This is a genomic window from Williamsia phyllosphaerae (assembly GCF_014635305.1).
GTDB classification, from domain to species: domain Bacteria; phylum Actinomycetota; class Actinomycetes; order Mycobacteriales; family Mycobacteriaceae; genus Williamsia_A; species Williamsia_A phyllosphaerae.
In genome coordinates this window covers 538,495-561,988 of record NZ_BMCS01000002.1, presented here as the reverse complement: position 1 = coordinate 561,988, position 23,494 = coordinate 538,495, and the positions used below count along the sequence as shown (strand labels likewise).

The window sequence follows — 23,494 nt, the reverse complement described above, 5'->3', positions numbered from 1 at the left end:
ATCCCCCCGGATGGGCGAGATTCTCGTCAAGTGAAATCTCTGGTGACGGTAGGGGCGACACATCGCCAGTGCGTTTCCGGTATGTGACGCCCATGAAACACAGCAGTACGAGGGGTGTGCGACGGCCTCGGGAGGGTGATCCGCACCCGGTTCGCTCGGTTCGCGGTCGGAAGTAGTTCGTGAGCCTAGCGGACGAACGGCCGGTGTGTCAGCCGACGGCGACGTCGAGGAACAGCTTGACCGAGCGCAGCGGGGGAGTCCGCTCGCGCCACGCGACGTGGACCGTCGAGGACGGGATGCCGGGGATGTCGCGGTAGGTGACGGCCGGGTGCTGGGCGCGGGCGCGCACCACGTCGGGCACCGCGCTGATACCTCGACCCGCCGCCGTCAGCTCGATCCACTCGTCGAAATTGTTGCACCGGACGATCACGCGATCCGGGTCGGAGCGGGTCCACGAGTCCTCGGTCGTGGTGCCGGACAGCACGTTGATGATGAGTGGTTCCGACGCCAGGTCGTCCCAGTGCAGATCTTCTCGGGTGGCGAGCTCGGACGCGGTCGCGACGGCCAGCAGGCGGTGTTCGGATCCGGCGGCCCGGTAGCGGATGGATGTGTCCGCGTCGGACCGATCGGCCGGTGGGCGCCGGGTGATCGCGACGTCCACCTCGCCGCGCGTCAGCGCCCGGATCGGGTCGTCGGTGCGGTGCAGGCTGATCCGCCCGCCGCGCGCCTCGACCTCTCTGGTGGTGTCGGCGAACCACTCCGGCAGGAGCCACGCGAAGCCGACTCGAACCGTTGCCGACATCAGCATCTCGTCCTTGACCGCGTCGACGTCGGCCACGATGCGGCGAGCATGGTCGGCGAATGTCCGTCCGGCGTCGGTGATGCTCAGCGAGCGCGAGGTCCGCGTCAGCAGCTCGCGCTCGAGGATGCGTTCGAGTTGCTGGATCGTGCGCGTGAGTGCGGGCTGGCTGACGTGGAGCTCGACTGCGGCCCGGGTGTAGTTCATCTCGTCGGCGAGCGCGACGAATGCGCGCAGGTGGCGCATCTCTAGATCCATGCGTCCAGGTTATCGGTGATGTTCACTCGGCATTTCCGATCGGACACCACGGGTCCTAGCGTGGCGACCATGACAGAGGTGGAGCGTGATGGGTGGGCAGCCGGGCCGGGTGTGGCGCTGGCCGGCGCGGCCGGATTGGTGGCCTCGATGGGGGTGGGGCGTTTTGCATTCACCCCGTTCCTTCCGCTGATGGAGGCCGACAACGCGATCACCGCGTCGGGCGGTGCCGCCGTCGCGACGGCCAACTACGCCGGTTACCTGGCCGGCGCGGTGGCGCTGTCGATCCGGCCGACGATCAACACCCGCGGGCACCTGCGGATGTGGGCGGTGGCCCTGGTGGCCAGCGAGGCATTGATGGCGGTGGCCGACGGCGTGGTCGTCCTCTCGGTGCTCCGCTTCGTCGCCGGCGTCGCCAGTGCGGTGATCTTCGTCGGCTGCGTCAGCACGGTCGCGCACGCCCGCCGACACGGCGCCTCGTCGGCGGTCACCTTCGCAGGTGTGGGGGCGGGCATCGCGATCAGCGGCGTCCTCACGCTCGTCGCCGGCCCACACCTGAGTTGGCAGCAGCTGTGGATCGGTGCCGCGATCATCACCGCGCTCGCGCTGGCCCCGATCTCGACGATGCGTATCCATCCCGAGCCGGACTCGGTGTCGGCGGGCGACGCCGCGATCCTCGACCGCACGCACCACAGCGCGTGGCGGTTGCTGCTCGCCGCATACTTTCTGGAGGGCCTCGGCTACATCGTGATCGGCACGTTCCTGGTCGCGGCGGTGAGTGGCAACTCGGGGTCGGCGACATCGAGTGCAGGCCCGGTCGTGTGGATCGTGGTTGGCCTGACCGCTGTCCCGGCCGGCGTCATATGGACTCGGGTGTCGTCACGGATCGGCGCCCATCGCGCCCTGGGAGTGGCGCTGGTGGTGCAGGCTGTCGCCGCGCTGCTGCCGGCGGTGTCGTCGTCGACCGCCGCCGCTCTCGTCGCGGCAGCGTTGTTCGGCGGGACGTTCATCGGGATCGTCTCCGTCGCGATGTCGGTCGGAGCGGCGCTGCCGGTCGCGCGGACCGCGGCCATCCTGACCGCGGTCTACGGGGTCGGTCAGGTGCTCGGCCCGGTCGTCGTCACGCCGGTACTGGGGTCGTCGTACACACTGGCCTTCGTCATCGCGACGGTCGTCCTGCTGCTGGCGGCACTCGCCGCGTTCGGTGTCGCGCGGACCATGCCGCGACGGCGCGAACTGGTTGGCGTCTGACGGGGTCGGTTAGACTCGCCACGCGTCGCGATCAGGTGATCGGCGCAGTTGCCTTCGTAGCTCAGGGGATAGAGCAACCCTCTCCTAAAGGGTAGGTCGCAGGTTCGAATCCTGCCGAGGGCACATCCGGGGCCTCCGCCCCCTGCTCAGAAGCCCAGACCCATCCAGTCGGTGGCGATGAAATCGCGCTCGAGGGCCGTCGCCTCGACGGTGACCTCGTCGGGGTCGGGGTCCATCCCGTCGGCCGCGATGGCGCGCAGCACTCCGATGACCCCGGCCTCGTAGCTCGGGTAGACGCCGATCATCTCGCTGTCGGTGTGATCAGCGGTGGTGTCGCGCCACCATGCGAACAGCGACATCCCGTCCGGTGAGGGACTGAACCCTACGGTCTGACCGTCGCGGGTGAGGGTCGGGCAGTCGTCGGGGAAGCGGTCGCTCATACCACCACGCTAGCGACCGTGTCAGACAGCAGAAATCGCCCGATATCGGCCGTCGAGGGCATAGTGCCCTCGACGACGCCCATGTCGGACGATCTCGGCTACGACGAACGTCAGAGGAGCTTTTCGATTTTTCCCGACAGCGACGCGGGCTTGGCGGTCGGCGGGAACCGGTCGACGACCTGCCCCTCCTTGTTCACCAGGAACTTGGTGAAGTTCCACTTGATGCGGCTGCCCAGGACGGTGCCCTTCTCCGACCGCAACCACGCGAACAGCGGGTGCGCGTCCTTGCCGTTGACGTCGACCTTGCTGAACATCGGGAAGCTGACGTCGTAGGTCAGGTTGCAGAAGTTCTTGATCTCCTCGGCGTCACCGGGCTCCTGGTGACCGAACTGGTTGCACGGGAAGCCGAGGACGACGAGTCCCTTGTCGCCGTAGGTCTTGCTGAGCTCCTCGAGGCCGGTGTACTGCGGCGTGAAACCGCACTGCGACGCGGTGTTGACGATCAGCAGCGGCTTGCCTCGGTACTGGCTGAGATCGATCTCTTCGCCATCGATGTTCGTGGCGGTGAAGTCGTACGCGGTGGTCATGGGTGTCCTTCGTAGCGGGGTGACGGATGGATGGCGATCGTGCCCGGCGTCGGCGTCAACCGTCGGCTCCACGTCCGGACGAACTGTAGTGACGGTGCGCGAGCGGTGCCGCGATGACCTCGCCGACGGCATGGACCTCGTTCTGTTCCGCCGAACGCTGGGCCTCACCCGATCCGAACAGCGCCACCAGGACGGCACCGACGATCGCGAGCACGAAACCGGCCACGGCCAGCCACTCCAGGCCGGACACGGTGGTGTCGCCGAGCAGCCACACGCCGAGGATGCCGGGCACCGCGGTCTCGCCGACGACCATCGCCGCGGTCGAACCGTTGACCGCGCCCAGCTGCAACGCGACGGTGTGCAGGTAGAAACCGAAGGCGCCGGCGATGGCGATCGTCCATGCGGCCGGATCGGTCGCGATGGTGGTGATCGAGAACGGGTGGATGCCGCCGAGCACCCGGACCGCCATGGCGATGGCGCCGAACAGCAGCCCCGCGGCCATACCGGCCGCGATCGAACCGGCCCGACCCATCCGGCGCACGGCGAGAAGCGAGATGACGATGATGGCGATCGTCGCGGCGAGCAGTCCGAACCGGAACGTGAGACTCGCCTGCGTCGCACCGTGACTGTGCGAGGCCGTCCCCAACAGACACAGCGAGACGATGACGAGCGCCATGGCCGCCCAATCCCGCGGGTGCAGTCGGATACCGAGCGCAAACATCCCCAGGATCGCGGTGATCACCAGGTTGCCCGCGACGATCGTCTGCGAGAGGAACAGCGGCAGCATCCGGGCCGCGCCCGCGCCGGCGATGAAGCCCAGGACGTCCATGACCGCGCCGACGATGAAGACCCCGGTCAGGGCCGCGGCCATCGTGGATTTGAGTGTGGGACCGCCGGACTCGGTGGTCCAACCGTCGCCGGAGGACTGGGCGGCGGCCTGTCGTGCGCCGAGGGCCTGCATCACCGAGGAGAGCCCGTATCCGAGCGCGGCGAGGACGGCGAGACCGATACCGATCAGCATCGCGCACCTTCTTCCCCACCGAAACGAACAACCGCACCGAGCATGTCCAACCCTGAGGATCTCCTGATAATTCCTGTGATCGCCACTTCTTTTCGGATGGCGTTCGAACGGCCCCTACAGTGATCGGCGTGAGTGCATCCGGATCATCGCCCAGCCGTCGGACGGAACGATCGAGGACGGTCCTGGTGACCGGCGCCTCCAGCGGCATCGGCGCCGCGGTCGCGGAGAAATTCGTGGCCCGGGGGCACGCGGTGATCGGTACGAGCCGTCACCCCGATCGCATCGCCACGGAGGACCGCATCACCGGTGTTCGCTACATCGCGCTCGATCAGACCGACGCCGCGAGCGTCGAGCGGTGCGCTCGCGAGGCCGGCGACGTCGACATCCTGATCAACAACGCGGGCGCGAGCCTGATGGGCTCGCTCGAGGACACGCCGATGTCGGCGATCGAGGAGTTGTTCACCACGAACGTCTTCGGGCCGATCGCGCTGACCAAGGCCCTGCTGCCCGGGATGCGGTCACGGCAGTTCGGGGTGGTGGTGATGGTGGGGTCGATGCTGTCGAGCTTCCCGATCGCGTTCCGCTCGACCTACTCAGCCGCGAAGAGCGCGATGAAGGGTTTCGCCGATGCGTCACGTCGCGAGCTCGCGCCGTTCGGCATCGCGATGCTGACGGTCGAACCGGGGACGATCGCCACCGGTATCGGGGACCGGCGGAGCTATCACCTCGCCGACGACTCCCCCTACCGCGAGGACTACGCCAAGGTTGCTGCGGCCACGCGCCGCAACGAGCAGCGGGGACTCGACGTCGGACCGATCGCCGAGCTGATCGTCACCGCGGCGCTGTCGGCGAACCCGAAACCGTTGTACGCGATGGGCAATCGCGCGCCGGTGGTGTTCGCGCTGCGACGCATTCTGCCGCGCGCGGTGATGCTCGACGTCACGGCCCGATTCCACGGTCTGCGCCGCGCGCGCCCGTGACGACCACCTCGCCGGACCGTGCGGCCGGCCGCACCCTGCGGATCATCGGTATCGGGCCGGGCGATCCACGCCAGGTCACCATCGAGGCCATCGACGCGATGCGCGGCGTCGACACCTTCTTCGTCCTCGACAAGGGAGCGACCAAGGAGTCGTTGGTCGCGGTCCGCGAACAGATCTGCGACCGACACCTCGGTGCGGGCAACTACCGCTTCGTCGAGATCGAGGACCCGCCGCGCGACCGGAACCCCTCCGACTACGACGCCGAGGTGCGGCGCTGGCACGACGCCCGCGCGACCCGGATCGAGACGGCGCTGACCGCGGAGCTGTCCGACGACGGTGTCGGGGGGATCCTGGTCTGGGGCGACCCGGGCCTTTACGACAGCACCCTGCGCATCGCCGACGCGATCGTCGACCGCGGCCGTCTACCGCTGGCCGTCGAGGTGGTCGCCGGGGTCACGAGTGCGTCGGCGCTGACCGCCGCGCACCGGATCCTGATGAACCGCATCGGCGAACCCATCCTGATCACCACCGGTCGCCGTCTCGGCGAGACACCGTCGGGTGTGGACAGCAACCAGATCGTCATGCTCGACGCCGACTGCACCTTCCGCCACACCGCCGACGCAGGCGATCACATCTGGTGGGGCGCCTACCTCGGCACACCCGACGAGATCCTGCTCAGCGGCACGGTCGGCGAGGTGGGGGAGCAGATCGCGTCGACGCGGGCACAGGCCCGTGCGCGGCACGGCTGGATCATGGACATCTATCTGGTCCGCAAACCCTGACCGTCCAGCCCTGATCGTCGCCGTCGACCGCGCCGGGTCCGGGCCTCATCGAGCTCGCGCGGCCGCCAGGTCGGGGTAGCGGATCGCGACCGGGGACGCCAGGTTCTCCTTGGTCGTCCGGGAGTCGTCGTCGACGAACACCTCGTCGGCGCCCTCGCGGACGGCGGTAAGGATCGCCGTGGCCACGTCGGCGGGATCGTTCTTGAACACGTCCCATCCCGACATCATGTCGGTGTCGGTGGAGGCGAGGAACGCGGTGAGCACCTGGGTGTCCTGGCCCGCCAGTTCCAGCCGCATGCCGTCGTTGGCCGACCACGCGGCGGCCTTGGACGCGGCGTACGAGCCGGCTCCCTCGAACGCGGTCATGGCCAACACGGAGGCGACGGTGACGACGGCGCCGCCGCCGGCACGGGCAAGTGCCGGCGCGAAGGCGCGGGTGACGAGCAGCGGCCCCCAGAAGTTGGTCTCCATCTCCAGTCGCATCTGATCGAGGTCGCCGGTCAGCAGGCCCTGCCGCGCCGCGACACCCGCGTTGTTCACGAGCACGGACACGTCGGTGGCCTTCTCGGCCGCAGCGGCGACGGACGCGGGGTCGGTTACGTCGAGGGCGAGGCCCACGACGCGGTCGTCGTCCAACGGTGTGAGGCCGGATCGGGAGGTGGCGTAGACCCGTCGGGCTCCGGCGTCGAGCGCGGCATGGACGAGTGCGGCGCCGATTCCGCGGTTGGCTCCGGTGATCAGGATTGTCGAGTTCTGTAGGTTCATGGCTCGAGCGTAGGATCTGACATCGATGTGAGGTTCAAGTCCTCGAGCTGTGATCTACGTAACAGGGAGTCGCCATGCGTATCGGTGAATTGTCCACGCGGACCGGATCGTCGGTGCGGTCCCTGCGGTACTACGAGGAGCGCGGACTGATCGCCGCACGCCGGACCGGTGGCGGGCACCGTGAGTTCGACACCGTCGCCCAACAGCGGGTGGAGACCATCCGCTGCCTGATCGATGCCGGTGTCCCGACGCGCGACATCGAGGAGATGCTGCCGTGCGTGCACACCGGTGTCACGACGCCCACGACCATGGATCGACTGTCCGACGCGCACCGACGGCTCTCGCAGCAGATCGACGACCTGCTCGAGACGCGCGGCCACCTCGAGATCGTCATGGACGACGTGCGCGCGAACATCGCAGCCAACGGTGAACAGCAGTTGGCCGGCTGACCCTCGGTCGAAGGGCAGCGGCGCGTGACTAGAGAGTCCATGTCCACGGGCGCGTGCCCATGGACATGGTCGTGGGTACTCGCGTAATCGCTTGCTTTGCAACGCAATTCGATCGGTATTATCTCTCTCGGCTTGCCGATGGTGACCGTCGCCATGGGTTCGGGGAGGAGGGCGGACGCACACATCGCCGATGATGGTTTGTGCTCGAGCGTCGCAGTTCACCAGTCGAACGGCCACGTCGCCCACCTTTTCCGCGACCTGGAGTCTTACGCGGGACCGATCGCGGTCTGCTTGCGGTGCGTCGGTGGTCGTGGTCGTGGTCGTGGTCGTGGCGCGGCGATCGCCAACTCCCTGAACAGGTGGCTTCCACCCGTGCGAATACGGACGTACGGCAACACCGTGGTGCATGCGAATCCGTCGAACGCGGTGCTCCGGATATGAACGCGGTCGTCTGCGCCGACGGATTGGGTACGACCACCACACTGCCTCGGCGATGCGCCGCGAACGTGTCGCAGCATGTCGGAGTATCAAGTTCGGCCGCTCCGATGGCGGCGGGTGAACAACGCGTCTGTGAACGTTCTGCTATCTGTGGATAGCTTGAATTCACTGGTGTTCAACAACATTCACTGAAATCAATGCTTGCGCACCGTTCGAACATGTGTACGATGGAGTCATGAGTCGGGGGACACTGATCGAGATCGCCAACGAGTTGGTCGATCAATACGGTTGCAGGGACACTGTTGTCGATGACAGCGATGATCGGATCGTGGAAGCGATCCGGGGTGCGGTCGCGCTACGGGCGGTTGCTGATGATCTGCTGGCGCGGTTGACGTCGCAGGCCGAACGCGTGGGTGTCGCCAAACATGCGGGAATGTCGCTGCGGGAGTTGTTGAGTGCCAATGGTGTAGCCCCTGCGCTCGCATCACGTCTGATCCGCCTGGGCCGCGCGATTCACGTCCTGCCGCGGGTGGCTCGACACAGTCGCGACGCGACGCTGTCGGCCGAGCATCTCGATGCTGTCGCTCGCGGTGTCGAACATGTCGTGCGGCGGACCGGGGAACCCGTCGACTCCGAGACGATCGCAGCGCTGGAGGTCGATCTGGTCGGGCAGGCGGTCGCCGGCACAACCCCTGCGGCGATCGTGGAGCGTGCACGCACGGCGGCGATCGAGCTGACCGAGTGCGAACCCGGTGGGGACGAGCCAGATCGGGTGCCGCCGGCTGAGGATGCCGCGCTCAACGAACTCGGCTGGCACACAACCGATGACGGTCGGTTGCACGGCACCTTCGAGTTCGACGCGCTGACCGGAGAGCGGCTGATCACTGCACTCGACACAGCATCCCGGCCACGACCCGAACCGGACGGGTCCGAGGATGCGCGACCTGCTGCGCGACGACGCGCGGATGCCTTCGGTCAGCTTCTCGAGTGCGGCACTCGAGGACTGTCCCCGGACGCGCTGTCGGGGCCGCCGCACACCGAGATTCTCGTGACCATCCCGCTCGACATCGACATCGCCACCACCGCAGTCAACGCAAGCACCGCGTCGCTGACGTGGATGGGGCCGATCACCGAACTGTCCGCGAAACTCCTCGCGTGCGACGCCCGGTTGGCCGGCGTCGGCGTCGACCTCAACGGGGCGCCGGTCTCCGTTGCGGCGCCCGAACCGCGACTGTTCACCGGAGCCGCCCGCAAGGTCGTCCTGCTGCGCGATCGGTGCTGCATCAAATGCGGGGCGCCCGCATCGTGGTGCGATGTCCACCACATCGTCCACCATGCCGACGGGGGTCCCACCACCGTCGACAACGGCTGCCTCCTGTGCCGGTCCTGCCACACCGCGGTCCATCACGACGGCTGGCAAGTGATCATGGGCGCCGACCGACACCCCTGGCTCATGCCGCCCGCCAGTGTCGATCCCCGACGACGACCGCTACCCGCCTACAACCGACGAACCATGCGAATCGACGACCCCATCGCCGCCTGACCAGCTCAGCCGCGAAACAGACCACCCGAAAACATGCACCCGCCCCGCGGGACCGCATCAGCTCTTTGACAACTCCACAGTGTGAGTCGCCACCTCAGAACACGAAGGCGAGCATCTCGATGATGTCGGCGGCGAGTTCGGTACGGCAGATCAGGAAGTCCGACATGTACGAGCTGCGCTGGTTGTAGACCAGAGGTGAGCCGTCGATGCGGCTGCAGTGCAGACCGGCAGCCAGCGCGACACCGACCGGCGCACAGTTGTCCCACTCGTACTGGCCGGTCGCGTGCACGTAGACGTCGGCGTCGCCCCGGACCACCGCCATCGCCTTCGCGCCCGCCGAACCGACCGAGTACGCGCTGAGCGAGAGCCGGTTCGCCACCAACGCCGCCTCGTACGAGCCGCCGTAGCGCGAGGTCACCAGCCGGCCCGACGGCGTCGCCGGCGCGACGACGGTGTCGGTGCGGAACACCTCGCCGGTGGCGGGCAACGACACCGCGCAGTCGGCCGGCTCGCCGTCGATGGTCAGGGCCACGTGGACCGCCCAGTCGTCACGGCCTGCGGCGTATTCACGCGTCCCGTCGAGCGGGTCGATGATCCAGACCCGGGACGACCCCAGCCGGTCACGGGAGTCGGGGGCCTCCTCCGACAGCACCGCATCGGCGGGCCGATGCGTCCGCAACACCGACGCGATCCAGGCCTGGGCGATCCCGTCGCCGACGTCTCCGAGGAGGCGACCGCGCAGCAACGACTCGTGGCGCGCGGCCACCAGTATGCGACCGGCCCCGTCAGCGATGAGGGCGGCGAGTTCGGCATCGGAGAGTCCGCCCGGCGACGAGGCACCCCCGATCGGCTCGCGACGCGCAGGACCCATTGATCAATCCCTTTCCGCGTGCGAGGTACTAGAGCAGACTAGAGCCCATGCCGGAGTTGCCCGAGGTACAGGCCATCGCCGACTTCGTCGACGGGCGTGCGGCGGGGTTGCCGATCCGTCGCGTGGACGTCGCGTCGCTGGCGGTGCTCAAGACCGCCGACCCGCCGTACTCGGCGCTGGCCGGACGGGTCGTCGTCGGGGTCACCCGCATCGGCAAGTACCTGGTGATCAGTACCGATCCGGCCGACGGACCGCCCACAGATGGCTCGGTCGACGTCATCCACCTCGTCATCCACCTGTCGCGGGCGGGGTGGTTGCGCTGGTCGTCGAACCTCTCGCCGACGCCGCCGCGGCCCGGCGGCAAGGGGCCGATCGCGCTGCGGGTGCACTGCGGTCTGCCCGGCGAGGGCTTCGACGTCACCGAGGCGGGCACCCAGAAACGGCTGGCCGTCTGGATCGTGCGCGACACCTTGGAGGTCGAACGCATCGCGACCCTGGGCCCCGACGTGATGGCGTTGACGCGTGACGAGTTCGCGGAGGTGCTGCGGGGGACCTCGGCGCGCATCAAGACCGTCCTCACCGATCAGCGGACCATCAGCGGGATCGGCAACGCCTACAGCGACGAGATCCTGCACACCGCCAAGTTGTCCCCGTTCGCCTCGGCGAAGGCGTTGTCCGACGAGCAGGTCGACCTGCTGTTCGTGTCGATGCACGGAGTCCTGACCGACGCGACCGTCCGCCTCGAGGGGCAGGAGGTGGCGACGATGAAGGGGGAGAAGCGGTCGGGCCTGCGGGTCCATGCGCGCACCGGCATGCCGTGTCCGGTGTGCGGCGACACCGTCCGCGAGGTCTCGTTCACCGACCGCTCGTTCCAGTACTGCCCGACGTGCCAGACCGGCGGCAAGGTCCTCGCCGACCGGCGGATGTCGAAGCTGCTGAAGTGAACATCCGCCGACCCGGGGAACACCGACGAACCAACAAGGTTCGCAAAGGTCACTAACTTGTCAGGCGGGCGCCGCGTCGATGATCCCGACACCTCATCTGCGGGCGTCGGGATGGACGGGTGCCTGCCATCAGACGTCGTGCCGTCCTGCTCCTGGTCTCCGCTCTGCTCGGGAGCGGCCTCGCCGCGACCACCGGTCCGGCCGCCGCACGTGACCTCCCGCCGGTCACCGATGCCTTGCGGCTCAACCAGATCCAGTTCATCGGTACGCACAACAGCTACCACCAGATGCCCGCCGCCGACGAGCTCCCGTCGTCGGTGGCCGGCTCGGCCGCCGACGGGTTCCGCTACCAGCACGCGAGCCTCACCGACCAGCTCACCGACCAGCGGATCCGCGCCGTCGAACTCGACCTGAACCCGGACCCGACCGGCGGTCGCTACCGATACCCGTCGGTGCGCAGACTCGCCGGGCACGGTCCACTGACCGATCCCGAGTACCGCCGACCGGGGATCAAGGTGCTGCACAGTGCCGACATCGACTACCGGACCAGCTGCATCAGTCTCCGGAGCTGCCTGGGCGAGATCCGCGCGTTCTCCGATTCGCACCCCCTCCACACCCCGATCCTGATCCAGCTCGAACTCAAGTCGACCGATGCGACCGCCCGGGCGCTCGGCGGCGTGGACGTCCCCGCATGGGATCGCACCCAGTTCGCCGAACTCGACCGGGAGATCGCCGAGACGTTCGGGCCGCAGGATCTGATCACCCCGGACTCGATCCGGCGGCCGGGACGAACGGTCGAGCAGTCGGTGCGCGCAGGCGGGTGGCCGACGCTGTCCCAGGCGCGCGGACGGGTCATGTTCTTCTTCGACAACGCCTCGAGCGAACCGGGCGCCCCGTCACGGTTGCGCGCGGAGTACCTGCGCATGCACCCGGGACTGCGGACGGCCCCGGTGTTCACCCGTGGGGCGGTCGGTCAGTCCGACGCCGCCGTCACGATGGTCAACGATCCCCGCGGGCCACACCTCGACGAGATACGTCGGCTCGTGTCGGCGGGGTACCTGGTGCGGACACGTGCCGATGAGCCGATGTCGACGGTGAAGAACGACGAACACACTCGGGTGGCGGTCGCGCTGGCCTCGGGTGCGCAGGACGTCACCACCGACTTCCCGGTCCCCGGCATGGCGTCGCGGTGGGGCGACGGCACCTTCGTCGCGCAGCTCCCCGGTACCGGCGTCGTGCGATCGAACCCGATCAGCGCGCGATGATGCCGTGTCGTCGGACCCCGGTAGATTCACCGACGTGACGAGATCGAGAATCCTGATCAGCGGTGCGAGCTCCGGACTGGGCGAGGGGATGGCCCGGGCCTTCGCGGCGCAGGGGCGCTCCCTCGCGCTCTGCGCCCGACGGGTCGATCGGCTCGACGCGCTTGCCGACGAGTTGCGCCCGAGCGCGGCCCGGGTCGCGACCGCCGCCCTCGACGTGACCGACACCGCCGCGGTGCCCACCGTCTTCCGTGCGCTGCGCGACGAACTCGGCGGGCTCGACCGGGTCGTCGTCAACGCCGGCCTCGGCAAGGGTGCCCCGTTGGGCACCGGTCGCGCCGACGCGAACATCGAGACCATCACCACCAACCTCATCGGGGCGCTGGCCCAGATCGAGGCGGCGATGGAGATCTTCCGAGCCCAGGAACACGGCCACCTCGTGCTGATCAGCTCGATGAGCGCAGTCCGTGGCCTCCCGAAGGCACAGGCCGCCTACTCGGCGTCCAAGGCGGGGCTCTCGGCGCTCGGCGAGGGTCTGCAGGCGGAGCTGGCGTCGTCGCCGATCACCGTGAGCGTGATCCTGCCGGGCTACATCCAGACCGACATCAACGCCGGGGTGAAGACCGCGCTGATGACGAGTCAGGCGAAGGGTGTCAGGGCGCTGGTGTCGGCGATCGACCGGGAACCCGCCCGTGCTGTGGTCCCGACCTGGCCGTGGATCGGCATCGACGCCGCGCTGCGTCACCTGCCCGCCTCGCTGGCGCGTCGCCTGGTCTGAGCCCGGTCAGCGCGGTGACAGTGTATTTTTGTGGCACATCACTGCAGTTCATGCAGCCTGTGGGGGGTGGGGCCTCCACCGGGACAGAGGGGGAGTGACTCGCGATCAGCCGTTCGGAGCCGGGCGTGATCCGTTTCGGGGTGGGACTGGCCCAACTGGGGTGGGCTCTCTCGCACTGGTGGAACCGCCGGGACCAGTTCGAGTGGTTCGGCAGCTACCTCGCCGACCGGCAACTGGTCGAGCCGACCCGGGTGCTGCTGGCCATCTCCGCGGGGACGGTCACGCTCGTCCCTGTCGTCACGCTCATCGACGCCGCCACCCGGCCTGAACCCGGATACGTCGCGGCCGCGATCATCGCCTCGATCCTGGGCATCGCGTTGTCGATGATGTGGCTGCTCCTGCCCTGGCCGTCGGTGGTCCGTTCCCGCTGGTGGGTCGTCGGCTCCGATGTCGCGATCGCACTCGCGTGCCTCGCCCAGGACGAACGGATCGGTGGACTCAACGGCTGCGCACTGTTCGGTCTCGTCGGCGGGTACATCGCCTTCTTCCACGGCGCCCGGATGCTCACCGCGCACATCGGGTTCACGCTCCTCGTCGCCGGGACGCTGGCGGGCCTGATGCTCGGCGGCGGCGATCAGGGCGCCGTCTCGACCGTGGCCGTCGCGGTGATCCAGGCCGTGCTGGTCGGCATCGCCATCCCGATCGCGACGCAGTTCGTCCTCGAGGTGCTCGCCTCCGACGCGGCCGCGTCGGAGGTCGACACCCTGACCGGTGTGCTCAACCGCCGCGGCCTGGAGCGGGCGCTCGAGCGCATCGCCACGATGGACCGACAGAACTCCCACGGGTTGGCGGTACTGGTGGCCGACCTCGACAACTTCAAGGAGATCAACGACCAGTACGGGCACCGTTACGGCGACCGGGTACTGGCCGAGATCGCCGCCCGACTCCGGGTCGCGGTCGGTTCGAGCGGGGTCGTCGCACGCATCGGCGGTGACGAGTTCGTGGTCGCCGACAGCCTGCGCTGGACCGAACCGAACCGCCTGGCCAACCACGTCTTGCACACCATCTCCGCGGTCAGCGACCCGCCGGTGACCGCCAGCGTCGGCGTGGTGCATTTCTCCGGTCGGATCCCGGGCCGTCAGTCGGTGATGTCGACGGTGTTGTTCACCGACCTCGCCGACGCCGCGATGTACGAGGCGAAACGTTCGGGCGGGAACACCGTCCGGACGCGCTCACACCACTACGGCTAGGTCAGCTGGTGGGTGCCGGTGCCGAGGGGGAGGCGGCCGGGACCGCCGAACCGTCCGACCACACCACCGGGGCGGCCTTGTAGTCGAACTCCGGATCGGTGGTGGTCTGCGCCCAGTAGACGACCCGGGAGACATCGGTGTCCGGGTCGGCGACCGCGACGAAGCAGGTCGCGAAGGAGTTGCCGCGGCCGAGTTCCTTCGGTGCCGTCGCGGCCACACACTTGTCGAACCCGTCGGGCGGTGTCTCGGTCAGGGTGGCGGTGCGACCGTCGGCGCTGCCCGCCAGCCCGACCGTCGACGGGACGTCGAGTTGTCGGGTCCCCAGCTGGGTGACCGTCACGTGGACATAGAACGGGACGCCGCCGTGGGTCACCGACTCAGGCAGCTCGCCGGACACGCCCGGCTCGATCCCGGTGACGGTGAACATCGCGAGCTGACCGTTGGGTCGGAAGGCGTTGGCGGGCAGGAATGCGCTCTCCCCGTACTTCAGCTGCGTGGCGGCAGGCGTGCGTTGGGCCGGCCCGGTGGGTGCGACCACCGACGCCGACACCGGCACCGAAGTGCTCGGACGGGCCGAGGCCGTCGGGTCCGAGGAACCCGAACCGGAGGTACACGCCGCCGCCAGCGCGGTCACCGCGAGCACGGTCGCGACCAGCGCGGTCCGGGAGGTGGCCGCTCTCACCGTCATCGTCATGGGAGCAGCGTAAGCGGTCGCCACCCGGTGTCGGGTTATTCGGTCCCGCCGGGTCCGCCCGCGCCGACCGCCCCGGCCAACGCGGGCATCACGATCCCGTTGCCGTCGTAGGCCTCGAGGACCTTCTTGCGGACCACCCGCGCCACGGCCCACTGGGCGTTCGGCTGGGTCTTGATCAGCATCCGAAGGGTGATCATCGAGGCCGACACCTCCTGCACGCCGAGCATCTCGGGCTCCCCGAGCACCGAGGTCGAGGTCGGCGCGGCCGACACCGCATCCTGGGCCGCGGTGAGCGCGACGCGCTGGGCCAGGTCGATGTCGGTGTTCGGGGCCACCGGGATCTCGACGCGGGCGACGGCGTAGTCCTGACTCATGTTGCCGACGCGGACGATCTCGCCGTTGCGGACGTACCAGACGGTCCCGTCGACGTCGCGGATCGTCGTGACCCGCAGGCCGACGCTCTCGACCTCTCCCGACGCCTCGCCGAGGTCGACGACGTCGCCGACCCCGTACTGGTCCTCGAGCAACATGAACACCCCGGACACGAAGTCCTTGACCAGGTTCTGGGCGCCGAAACCGATCGCCAGGCCGACCACCCCGGCCGACGCGATGAACGGTGCGATGTTCACGCCCACCACCGACAGGATCGACAGCACGACCCACAGCAACAGGACGATCGACACGCAGGACTTCAGCACCGATCCGATGGTCTCGGCGCGTTGCTGGCGTCGCTCGACGACCTTCGGGTCGCGCAGCGCCTTGGGCGTGCGGTCGCGGAGATGGCGGATCAGCGCCGGCGACGCGCTCGGGTCGCCGGCTCCGGCGTCACCTGGTCGGCGCGTCGCCCGGTCGATCACGCGGTGCGCGAAGAAGCGGACGAGCAGACCCGCGACCACGTAGGCGGCGATGCGGATCGGGTTCTCTATCAGCCACATTCGGTTGGTTTCGGTCCATTCGAAGGCGAGTGCGGTCGAGGTCATCTGCCCGACGATACGGACTTCGTCTGTCATGTCGACCCGGGTCGCGGGGTCCCCGGCCGCGATTCGTGGCGTGTCTCACCAGACGGTGGCGGTCAGTCCTCGGTGGGCCAGAGCGCTGCGCGCCAGGTCAGCGGGGGACCGGCCGCCGGGGTCGGTGCGGGCCACCAACGACAGCACGACACGCCCACAGTTGCGCGCCGACCAGACCCCGAGCAGCGTCGACGACCGGGCCGCGCCCGGGGCCGCGGATCGCGGGTAGGCCGAGCGGACGGCCAGCCCGCGCGACCGGTGACCGGCGAGTTCGTCGAAGCCGGTGCCGAGGTCTCCGAGCGGCGACACCAGCGCGTCACGACCACCTGGATCGGGCACCACGGCGTGCGCGAGACGGTCGCCGAGCAACTGGAGGAGCTCGGCGGGCATGCCACCGGGTGGGCCGAGTCCGCGACCCGACCCGGCGCGCGCGTAGGCGGCCCGCAGGTCGGCGGCGCACACTCCCGGGTCGGCGCCGGTGTCGACGGCGACCTCGGCCACGGTCAGGGCCTGACCGGACCCGTCGGCCATCGGCACGACGGTGTCGACCGGTCCGGGCCCGCGCAATTCGCCGACGATGTCGGCGGCGAGGGCCGCGACCACGGCCGTCGAGGTCGCCCCGGTCTCGGCGACGTACCGATCCCATTCGGCCGCGTCGACGTCGACCACCGCGGTCGACTGGCGTCCGGTGGTCGTGGTCGGGGTGGCGGGACGCGACGGGGCGGGGCGCAGCGCGCCGAACAGTTCGGCACGGACCTGCGGATCGACGCACCCGCGCAGGAGCGAACGCAGGATCCCGGTGATCACGTGGACCCACAGCCACACGGCGTCGGCGACGTCGTCGGATCGGCGCGGCGGTCGCGAGGTGACCGGGCGTTGCCGCCGCGGTGCCGGGCGGGCCGGTCCGCCGGAGGCGGTGTCGGCCTCCGAGACAAGCCCCAACCCGTCGGAGACGAGGTGCGAGCAGATCAGACTCACCACCGACCCGCCGCCGTCGACGTGCGCCAGCGCGAGGTCCCACGCCGGGCCGGTGTCGACATCCAGACGCGCCTCGGCGTGCTCGTCGGACCATGCGAGGACCCCGTCCGCATCGATCGGTGTCGGGTCGAACCGCAGCGGGGCGACCACGGCGCCGTCGACGAAGTAGCGCCGCGCCCACGGAATCCGGGGGGAGACGACCCGACGGGTGAGGGGACTCGCGGCCAGCAGTGTGTGGAAATCGCCGAGTTCGGCGGGCTCGAGGCGGTCGTCGAACCGCCACATGCCCTGCATGACCACCTCGACGCCGCGGCCGTGATGGCCGCGGTAGAACATGTCGTCGACCACCGACAACCGGGCGGGCGTCATGGGCCGGTGTTACGCGTCGCGCCCGCGCTGCTCCCGGTACCAGCGGACCAGCGCGTCGGTCGACGAGTCGTCCTGTGGGGCCGGTGATGCGGCGTCGACGATGACGGCGAGTAGTTCCTTGGCCTGGGTCTTGCCCAGTTCGACGCCCCACTGGTCGAAGGAGTTGATGCCCCAGATGGCGCCCTCGACGAACACCTGGTGTTCGTAGAGCGCGATCAGCTGGCCGAGCACCGACGGCGTCAGCTCCGGCGCCAGGATCGACGTCGACGGGCGGTTGCCGGGCATCACCTTGTGCGCCACCACATGCGGGTCGACGCCCTCGTCGGCGATCTCGTCGGCGGTCTTGCCGAACGCCAGCACCTTGGTCTGCGCGAAGAAGTTGCTCATCAGCAGGTCGTGCATCGATCCCGACCCGTCGGCGTCGACGGGCAGGTCGTCGGTGGGTGAGCCGAACCCGATGAAGTCGGCGGGGACGAGGCGGGTGCCCTGGTGCAGCAGCTGGTAGAACGCGTGCTGGCCGTTGGTGCCCGGCTCACCCCAGTAGATGGCGCCGGTGTCGGTGGTGACGTGCTGTCCGTGGGCGTCGACGGACTTGCCGTTGGACTCCATCGTCAGCTGCTGCAGGTAGGCGGCGAAGCGGGCCATGTCGTTGGAGTACGGCAGCACGACACGCGACTGGGCGCCCCAGAAGTTGTTGTACCAGAGCCCGATCAGACCCAGGATGACCGGCGCGTTCTGGTGCAGCGGTGCCGAGCGGAAGTGCTTGTCCATGATGTTGAACCCGTGCAGGAACTCGCCGAACGCCTCCTTGCCGATCGCTGCCATCACCGACAGGCCGATCGCCGAGTCGACCGAGTAGCGTCCGCCGACCCAGTCCCAGAAGCCGAACATGTTGTCGGTGTCGATGCCGAACGCAGCCACCTTCTCGGCGTTGGTGCTCACGGCGACGAAGTGCTTGGCCACCGCCGGGTTGTTCGAGTCGGTGGCGTCAACACCGAGTTCACGCAGCAGCCAGCTGCGCGCGGCGGTCGCGTTGGTCAGGGTCTCCAGGGTGGAGAACGTCTTCGACGCGATGATGAACAACGTGGTCTCGGCGTCGAGGTCGGCGAGGGTGGCGACGAGGTCGGCCGGGTCGACGTTGGACACGAAACGGCACGAGATGTCGGTGTCGACGTAGTGGCGCAGTGCCTGGTAGACCATCGCCGGCCCGAGGTCGGAGCCGCCGATGCCGATGTTGACGACGGTGCGGATCGCCTTGCCGGTGTGACCCTTCCACTCGCCGCTGCGCAGTGAGTCGGTGAACGTACCCATGGCCTCGAGAACGCCGTGCACGTCCGCGGCGACGTCCTGACCGTCGACCTTCAGCGTGGCCTCGGCGGGCAGCCGCAGCGCGGTGTGCAGGACGGCGCGGTCCTCGGAGGTGTTGATGTGCTCGCCCCAGAACATCGCGTCGCGCTTGCCCTCGAGATCGACCTCACGAGCCAGTGACAGCAGCAGGTCGATGGTCTCGCGCAGCACACGGTGCTTGGAGTAGTCGATGTGCAGGTCGCCGACGTCGAGGACGAGTTCGCGACCGCGCTTGGGGTCGACGGCGAAGACCTCGCGCAGGTGCATCGCGTAGACGTGGCCCTGGTGGGCTGACAGTTCCTGCCAGGCATGGGTGCCGGTGATGTCGGTCGCGGCGTGGTTGTCGTGGCCGTGCTCGGTGTCGCTGGTCATGGATGGACCCTTCGTGAAGCGCGTGCGGCTCGTGGCTGTTGCTCCAACCCTAGTGGGCCTGTCCCGGCGCGAGAGCGGCGACTTCGAACCACGCTGCGCACTACCGCTCGTCGAGATGAACGCACGGTGGCCGAGTCCATATATTGGGCGCATGACCGCTGTGAACCAGGCGTATCTGGTGTGCGCGAGCCAACGCAGCGGGAGCACTCTGCTCGTGGCGTCGCTGGCCGCGACCGAGGTCGCCGGTCGTCCGGCCGAGTTCTTCGAGGACCTGCCCGACACCGGCCTGCCGCCCCAGTCGCAGGACTGGTTCGCCGACTACGTCGGCCCCGATCCCGACGGTGTGCACGCGCTGCTGCACCCGGCGGTCGCGGGACGCCCGGACGAGAGGTCGGCGCAGCGGTGGCGCGACGACATCCTGGACGCCGGTACGACACGCAACGGTGTGTGGGGCGGCAAGCTGATGTGGAATCAGACGCCGCTGTTGATCGATCACGCGAGCGGGCTCGGCGCGACCGGGGGCCTGCGCACTGCTATCCGGGCGCTGCTCGGCGTGGAGCCCACCTACATCCTGGTCAATCGCGATGATGTGGCCGCGCAGGCGGTGTCGATGTGGCGGGCGGTCCAGACCCAGACGTGGGTCGACGACCCCTCCGGTGGCGGACCGACGGTGACCGCGGGTGCCGGCCGCGACGAGGCCGCGCAGTATCACGCCGGCGCGATCGCCCATCTCGCCGCCGAACTCGCTGCGCAGCAACAGGCCTGGGATCGCTGGTTCCGCGAGGAGGCGATAGACCCGATCCGCGTGGAGTTCGACGAGCTGGTGCGAGAGCCGCGATCGACGACCGCATCGGTGCTCACCGCGCTGGGCCTCGATCCCGATCTGGCGCCGCCTCCACCGCTCACCCGCCAGGGCGACGGGCGATCGGCGGAGTGGGTGGCGCGGTATCGGGCCGACGCCGAGACCAACGGCTATCCGCTGACCCGGAACTGACCCCGCGATGAGCGACGAGTGTTGCATGCCCGGACGTGGTGCGTCTCCGCCCGACGATGTCGGTGCGCGGACCGGCCACACGGTGGACAGGCGGCATTGCCACGCGATCGACCAGCGACCCATCGCCGGCGGCACGTTCGTCATGGGCGACGCACACGGCGACGGTCTGCGCGCCGATGGTGAGTTGCCGCTGCATACCGTCGAGGTGAGCGGTTTCGTCATCGACGAAACCACGGTGACCACAAATGATTTCGCTGTCTTTGTCGACGCCACCGGATATCGCACGTCCGCCGAACGAGCGGGGACCTCAGCGGTGTTCGGTGCCCTCGTGGCCGACGACTCGACCGTGGTCGGACGGGCCCCCACCGCGCCGTGGTGGGTGGAAATGCGCGGTGCGGACTGGGCGCATCCGGAGGGACCCGCCTCCGACACCGCGACACGCGTCGACCATCCGGTGGTCCACGTGTCGTTCGTCGACGCGCAGGCGTACTGCGAATGGGCGGGGCGGTCGTTGCCGAGTGAGGCGCAGTGGGAGTACGCCGCACGCGGAGGTCTGCACGGGGCTCGGTTCCCGTGGGGCGACGAGCTCGTCGATGTCTCCGGCGCCCGACGGTGTGCCATCTACGCGCCCGAGGTGTGGGGTGCGGCTTTTCCGGCGGAGCAGGGGACCGGTGTCGGGGTGGTCCCGACGACGTCGGTCCGATCGTTCGCGCCCAACGGGTTCGGACTGTGGCAGACGGTCGGCAACGTGTGGGAATGGTGTGCCGACCGCTACGACCCGCGGTACTACCGGCACTCGCCGCGCCTCGACCCGACCGGCCCCGACCGCGGGGCGTCCCGCGTGCTGCGGGGCGGGTCGTACCTGTGCGACGACTCGTACTGCTCGCGCTACCGGGTGTCAGCACGTTCCCACAACACAATCGAATCATCGTCAGGGAACACAGGTTTCCGCACGGTGGCCCGATCGAGCTGACCCAAGCGGCTCAACCCACGGGCTGACTGTGTGGAAAGCGCCGTGGGATCGCGGGCGGAACCCCGCGTGCTGACTGTGACGAAAGCGCCATCGAGTGTGCTCGGAGCGTGGCGTGAGATGCGGTGCAAGCGGCGCACACTCGATGCGTGCTTTCGGCACGGTCGGCGGCTTTCGGCTCAGGTGGTGGTCGGCTTGATGACGCCGACGGTGCGGAACCGTGTCATCGAGTGTGCGTTGTTTCGGGGTGAGGTCGCGTCGGGTGGTGAGCACACTCGATGTCCCGTTTCCACACAGTCGGCACCTGACGGGCTGACTGTGTCGATAGCGCCGTGGGATCGCGGGCGGAACCCCGCGTGCTGACTGTGTCGAAAGCGCCCATCGAGTGTGCTGACCGCTTGGCGTGAGATGCGGTGCAAGCGGCGCACACTCGATGTGTGCTTTCGGCACCGTCGGCGGCTTTCGGCTCAGGTGGTGGTGGACTTGACGACGCCGACGGTGCGGAACCGTGTCATCGAGTGTGCGTTGTTGTCGGGGTGATGTCGCGTCGGGTGTCGAGCACACTCGATGTCCCGTTTCCACACAGTCGGCAGGGTCAGTTGTCGGTGCTGTGCTCGCGCAGTTCTCGTTGTTCGCCTCGGGGGCGGCGTGAGGGCAGCGACCTCTGGTCCTGGCGCGCGGCCTCGGTTCGCAACTGCTGGTGATGGCGCGCCATGAAGTCGTGGGCGATCTGGTTGCCGACCTCCTCGGCGGGTAGTTCATCGCCGGTGTCGCTGCGCCACCGGTGCAACCGATCCGACAGATCGGCGACCACATCGGCGTACGCGGCGTCCTCGGCGAGGTTCGTCCGCTCGTACGGATCGGTGTCCAGGTCGTACAGTTCCCGCTCGGCCCGCGGGAAGTCCTGCGAACCGTCCAGCGCGCGCGCCGAGGGACTGTCCAGGATGTCGAGCGGCAGGCTCAACGCGGGTCGGCGGGCGTAGTTCTCGATGTAGCTGTAGCGGGTGGTCCGGACGGCCCGGATCGGGTCGAAACTGTCGTGATAGGTCTTCTCGGTGAACAACTCCGCGCGCACCGGCGCGGCGTCGGCGGCGACGAGTTCGTCGGCGTGCGAGAACCCCTCCATCGCCTCGGGTACATCGAGCCCCAGCAGGTCGAGGATCGTCGGGGTGACGTCGACGCCGCTGAACAGATCGTCGTACTCCCGCGCCGCGACACCACGTCCCGAGGGCGGCCGGATGATGCAGGCGACGCCAGTACCTTCTTGGTAGAGCGTGGATTTGGCTCGCGGGAAGGCGACCCCGTGGTCGGTGATGAACACGATCCAGGTCGAGTCGTCGAGTCCGAGTTCGTTCACCGTGGCGAGCAGACGTCCGACCGCGGCGTCGGCCTTGGTGATGGATCCCTGGAGTCCGGCGATGTCCTCGCGCACCGGCCAGGCGTCGGGCAGGAAACCGGGGACGGTCACCGATTCCGGGTCGTCCGGTGGGTAGTCCGACGCCGGGTAGGGCCGGTGGGTCTCGAAGAAGCCCGCGGTCAGCAGGAACGGGCGGTCGTCGGTGCGATCACGCAACCACCGTTGCGATTGCTCGACGACGTAGTCGCACAGCGAGTCCGAGACGTCGAACTCTTCATACCCGAGCCGATACGGGTCGCTGCTCTCGTGCTGCATCCCGAACAGCGACGTCTGCCAGCCGGACTCGGTCAGGATCTGCGGCAGTGTGCGCACGTCGTCGTGGTACTCGAAACCGTGGTGGGCCAGACCGACCAGACCATTCGAGTGCGGGTATCGGCCGCTGAACAATGCGCCGCGCGCCGGCGAGCACAGTGGTGCCGCTGCGTGGGCGTCGGTGAGTCGGATGCCGTGCGCGGCGAGCGCATCGAGGTGCGGACTCGTGACGCCCTGCGCCCCGTAACAGGCCAGGTGCCTGCCGAGGTCGTGCCAGTGGATGAACACGACGTTCTCGCGGCGCGGTGTGCGCGCGTCGTCCGCCGGGGTCATCGTCCGAGCGGTCCGCGGCCCAGTCGCAGCAGGAGCATCGCGAGGGTGTGCCCCTCCTGGCCGAGTTCGGAGAACCGCTGCAACACCTTCATCTCGCGGCTGTGGACCAGGCGAGGTCCGCCCGAGGCCATCCGCGTGCGACCGACCTTCTTCGACACCGCGGTGCGCCGTTTGATGGCCCCCAGGATGATCGCGTCGAGCCGATCGATCTCGCTGCGGAGATCGTCGATCTCCTCCGGCAGGTCGTCGACCTCGGACGACAGGTTGTACTGGCTCAGGTCGATCGGCTGATCGGCGTCGGGGTGCTCCACCCGGCCGATCTTGCCATGACCTGCGTTACACG

23 protein-coding genes and 1 tRNA gene are annotated in these 23,494 nt (G+C 68.8%); 12 read left to right on the top strand and 12 right to left on the bottom strand.

Annotation, left to right across the window (positions count from 1 at the left end):
• Positions 1-208: 208 nt before the first annotated feature.
• Positions 209-1,057: a LysR family transcriptional regulator gene (locus IEV93_RS16510; protein ID WP_188491045.1), complete on the bottom strand. Its 849-nt coding sequence runs from the start codon at positions 1,055-1,057 to the stop codon at positions 209-211.
• Positions 1,058-1,126: 69 nt separating this feature from the next.
• On the opposite strand from IEV93_RS16510, the gene IEV93_RS16505 reads away from it, so the two are divergent.
• Entirely contained in the window at positions 1,127-2,305 is a 1,179-nt protein-coding gene (locus IEV93_RS16505) for a YbfB/YjiJ family MFS transporter (protein ID WP_188491044.1), read from the top strand.
• 50 nt (positions 2,306-2,355) lie between these two features.
• A tRNA-Arg gene (locus IEV93_RS16500) sits at positions 2,356-2,428 on the top strand.
• Between the two features lie 23 nt (positions 2,429-2,451).
• Here IEV93_RS16500 and IEV93_RS16495 read toward each other — a convergent pair.
• From IEV93_RS16495 to IEV93_RS16485, 3 genes are all read right to left on the bottom strand, one after another.
• Positions 2,452-2,745, bottom strand: a complete 294-nt coding sequence (locus IEV93_RS16495; protein WP_188491043.1) for a hypothetical protein — start codon at positions 2,743-2,745, stop codon at positions 2,452-2,454.
• 110 nt (positions 2,746-2,855) lie between these two features.
• Entirely contained in the window at positions 2,856-3,332 is a 477-nt protein-coding gene (locus IEV93_RS16490; RefSeq protein WP_188491042.1) for a glutathione peroxidase, read from the bottom strand.
• A gap of 55 nt (positions 3,333-3,387) precedes the next feature.
• Positions 3,388-4,353: a DMT family transporter gene (locus tag IEV93_RS16485; protein WP_188491041.1), complete on the bottom strand. Its 966-nt coding sequence runs from the start codon at positions 4,351-4,353 to the stop codon at positions 3,388-3,390.
• A gap of 128 nt (positions 4,354-4,481) precedes the next feature.
• Here IEV93_RS16485 and IEV93_RS16480 point away from each other — a divergent pair, with 128 nt between their 5' ends.
• Both IEV93_RS16480 and cobF read left to right on the top strand, forming a co-directional pair.
• Positions 4,482-5,333 carry an SDR family oxidoreductase gene (locus IEV93_RS16480; protein WP_188491040.1) on the top strand — a complete coding sequence of 284 codons (852 nt, stop codon included), beginning with the start codon at positions 4,482-4,484 and terminating at the stop codon, positions 5,331-5,333.
• Complete coding sequence (cobF, locus tag IEV93_RS16475) at positions 5,330-6,115, top strand: precorrin-6A synthase (deacetylating) (RefSeq protein WP_229705246.1); 786 nt, start codon at positions 5,330-5,332, stop codon at positions 6,113-6,115. Before IEV93_RS16480 ends, cobF begins: the two co-directional genes overlap by 4 nt.
• 45 nt (positions 6,116-6,160) lie before the next feature.
• On the opposite strand, the gene IEV93_RS16470 is transcribed toward cobF, so the two are convergent.
• On the bottom strand, positions 6,161-6,880 hold the full coding sequence (locus IEV93_RS16470; protein WP_188491039.1) for an SDR family oxidoreductase: 720 nt from the start codon (positions 6,878-6,880) through the stop codon (positions 6,161-6,163).
• A 74-nt stretch (positions 6,881-6,954) separates the two neighbouring features.
• Here IEV93_RS16470 and IEV93_RS16465 point away from each other — a divergent pair, with 74 nt between their 5' ends.
• The gene (locus IEV93_RS16465) at positions 6,955-7,329 is read left to right on the top strand and encodes a MerR family transcriptional regulator (protein WP_188491038.1); all 375 of its coding nucleotides are present in this window, start codon (positions 6,955-6,957) and stop codon (positions 7,327-7,329) included.
• 673 nt (positions 7,330-8,002) lie between these two features.
• Positions 8,003-9,310, top strand: a complete 1,308-nt coding sequence (locus IEV93_RS16460) for an HNH endonuclease signature motif containing protein (RefSeq protein WP_188491037.1) — start codon at positions 8,003-8,005, stop codon at positions 9,308-9,310.
• Positions 9,311-9,404: 94 nt separating this feature from the next.
• Here IEV93_RS16460 and IEV93_RS16455 read toward each other — a convergent pair whose 3' ends face one another.
• Positions 9,405-10,181 (bottom strand): 3'(2'),5'-bisphosphate nucleotidase CysQ, encoded by a 777-nt coding sequence (locus IEV93_RS16455; protein WP_188491036.1) that lies wholly within the window; start codon positions 10,179-10,181, stop codon positions 9,405-9,407.
• Positions 10,182-10,228: 47 nt separating this feature from the next.
• Here IEV93_RS16455 and IEV93_RS16450 point away from each other — a divergent pair, with 47 nt between their 5' ends.
• From IEV93_RS16450 to IEV93_RS16435, 4 genes are all read left to right on the top strand, one after another.
• The gene (locus IEV93_RS16450) at positions 10,229-11,125 is read left to right on the top strand and encodes a DNA-formamidopyrimidine glycosylase family protein (protein ID WP_188491035.1); all 897 of its coding nucleotides are present in this window, start codon (positions 10,229-10,231) and stop codon (positions 11,123-11,125) included.
• A gap of 119 nt (positions 11,126-11,244) precedes the next feature.
• On the top strand, positions 11,245-12,390 hold the full coding sequence (locus IEV93_RS16445) for a Ca2+-dependent phosphoinositide-specific phospholipase C (protein WP_188491034.1): 1,146 nt from the start codon (positions 11,245-11,247) through the stop codon (positions 12,388-12,390).
• Between the two features lie 34 nt (positions 12,391-12,424).
• On the top strand, positions 12,425-13,165 hold the full coding sequence (locus tag IEV93_RS16440) for an SDR family oxidoreductase (RefSeq protein WP_188491033.1): 741 nt from the start codon (positions 12,425-12,427) through the stop codon (positions 13,163-13,165).
• A 125-nt stretch (positions 13,166-13,290) separates the two neighbouring features.
• On the top strand, positions 13,291-14,415 hold the full coding sequence (locus IEV93_RS16435; RefSeq protein ID WP_188491032.1) for a GGDEF domain-containing protein: 1,125 nt from the start codon (positions 13,291-13,293) through the stop codon (positions 14,413-14,415).
• A 1-nt stretch (position 14,416) separates the two neighbouring features.
• Here IEV93_RS16435 and IEV93_RS16430 read toward each other — a convergent pair whose 3' ends face one another.
• From IEV93_RS16430 to pgi, 4 genes are all read right to left on the bottom strand, one after another.
• A complete protein-coding gene (locus tag IEV93_RS16430) occupies positions 14,417-15,109 on the bottom strand; it encodes a hypothetical protein (protein WP_229705245.1) in 693 nt (230 codons plus the stop codon).
• 35 nt (positions 15,110-15,144) lie between these two features.
• On the bottom strand, positions 15,145-16,089 hold the full coding sequence (locus IEV93_RS16425) for a mechanosensitive ion channel family protein (protein WP_188491031.1): 945 nt from the start codon (positions 16,087-16,089) through the stop codon (positions 15,145-15,147).
• A 75-nt stretch (positions 16,090-16,164) separates the two neighbouring features.
• Positions 16,165-17,466 (bottom strand): hypothetical protein, encoded by a 1,302-nt coding sequence (locus IEV93_RS16420; protein WP_188491030.1) that lies wholly within the window; start codon positions 17,464-17,466, stop codon positions 16,165-16,167.
• Between the two features lie 9 nt (positions 17,467-17,475).
• The gene (gene pgi, locus IEV93_RS16415) at positions 17,476-19,185 is read right to left on the bottom strand and encodes a glucose-6-phosphate isomerase (RefSeq protein WP_188491029.1); all 1,710 of its coding nucleotides are present in this window, start codon (positions 19,183-19,185) and stop codon (positions 17,476-17,478) included.
• A gap of 151 nt (positions 19,186-19,336) precedes the next feature.
• On the opposite strand from pgi, the gene IEV93_RS16410 reads away from it, so the two are divergent.
• Together IEV93_RS16410 and IEV93_RS16405 are read left to right on the top strand one after the other, a co-directional pair.
• Positions 19,337-20,179 carry a Stf0 family sulfotransferase gene (locus IEV93_RS16410; protein ID WP_188491028.1) on the top strand — a complete coding sequence of 281 codons (843 nt, stop codon included), beginning with the start codon at positions 19,337-19,339 and terminating at the stop codon, positions 20,177-20,179.
• Positions 20,180-20,186: 7 nt separating this feature from the next.
• The gene (locus IEV93_RS16405) at positions 20,187-21,152 is read left to right on the top strand and encodes a formylglycine-generating enzyme family protein (protein ID WP_188491027.1); all 966 of its coding nucleotides are present in this window, start codon (positions 20,187-20,189) and stop codon (positions 21,150-21,152) included.
• Between the two features lie 592 nt (positions 21,153-21,744).
• Here the strand turns inward: IEV93_RS16405 and IEV93_RS16400 are convergent.
• Together IEV93_RS16400 and IEV93_RS16395 are read right to left on the bottom strand one after the other, a co-directional pair.
• Entirely contained in the window at positions 21,745-23,151 is a 1,407-nt protein-coding gene (locus IEV93_RS16400; protein WP_188491026.1) for a sulfatase family protein, read from the bottom strand.
• Positions 23,148-23,462 carry a chorismate mutase gene (locus IEV93_RS16395; protein ID WP_229705244.1) on the bottom strand — a complete coding sequence of 105 codons (315 nt, stop codon included), beginning with the start codon at positions 23,460-23,462 and terminating at the stop codon, positions 23,148-23,150. Before IEV93_RS16395 ends, IEV93_RS16400 begins: the two co-directional genes overlap by 4 nt.
• Between the last annotated feature and the right edge of the window lie 32 nt (positions 23,463-23,494).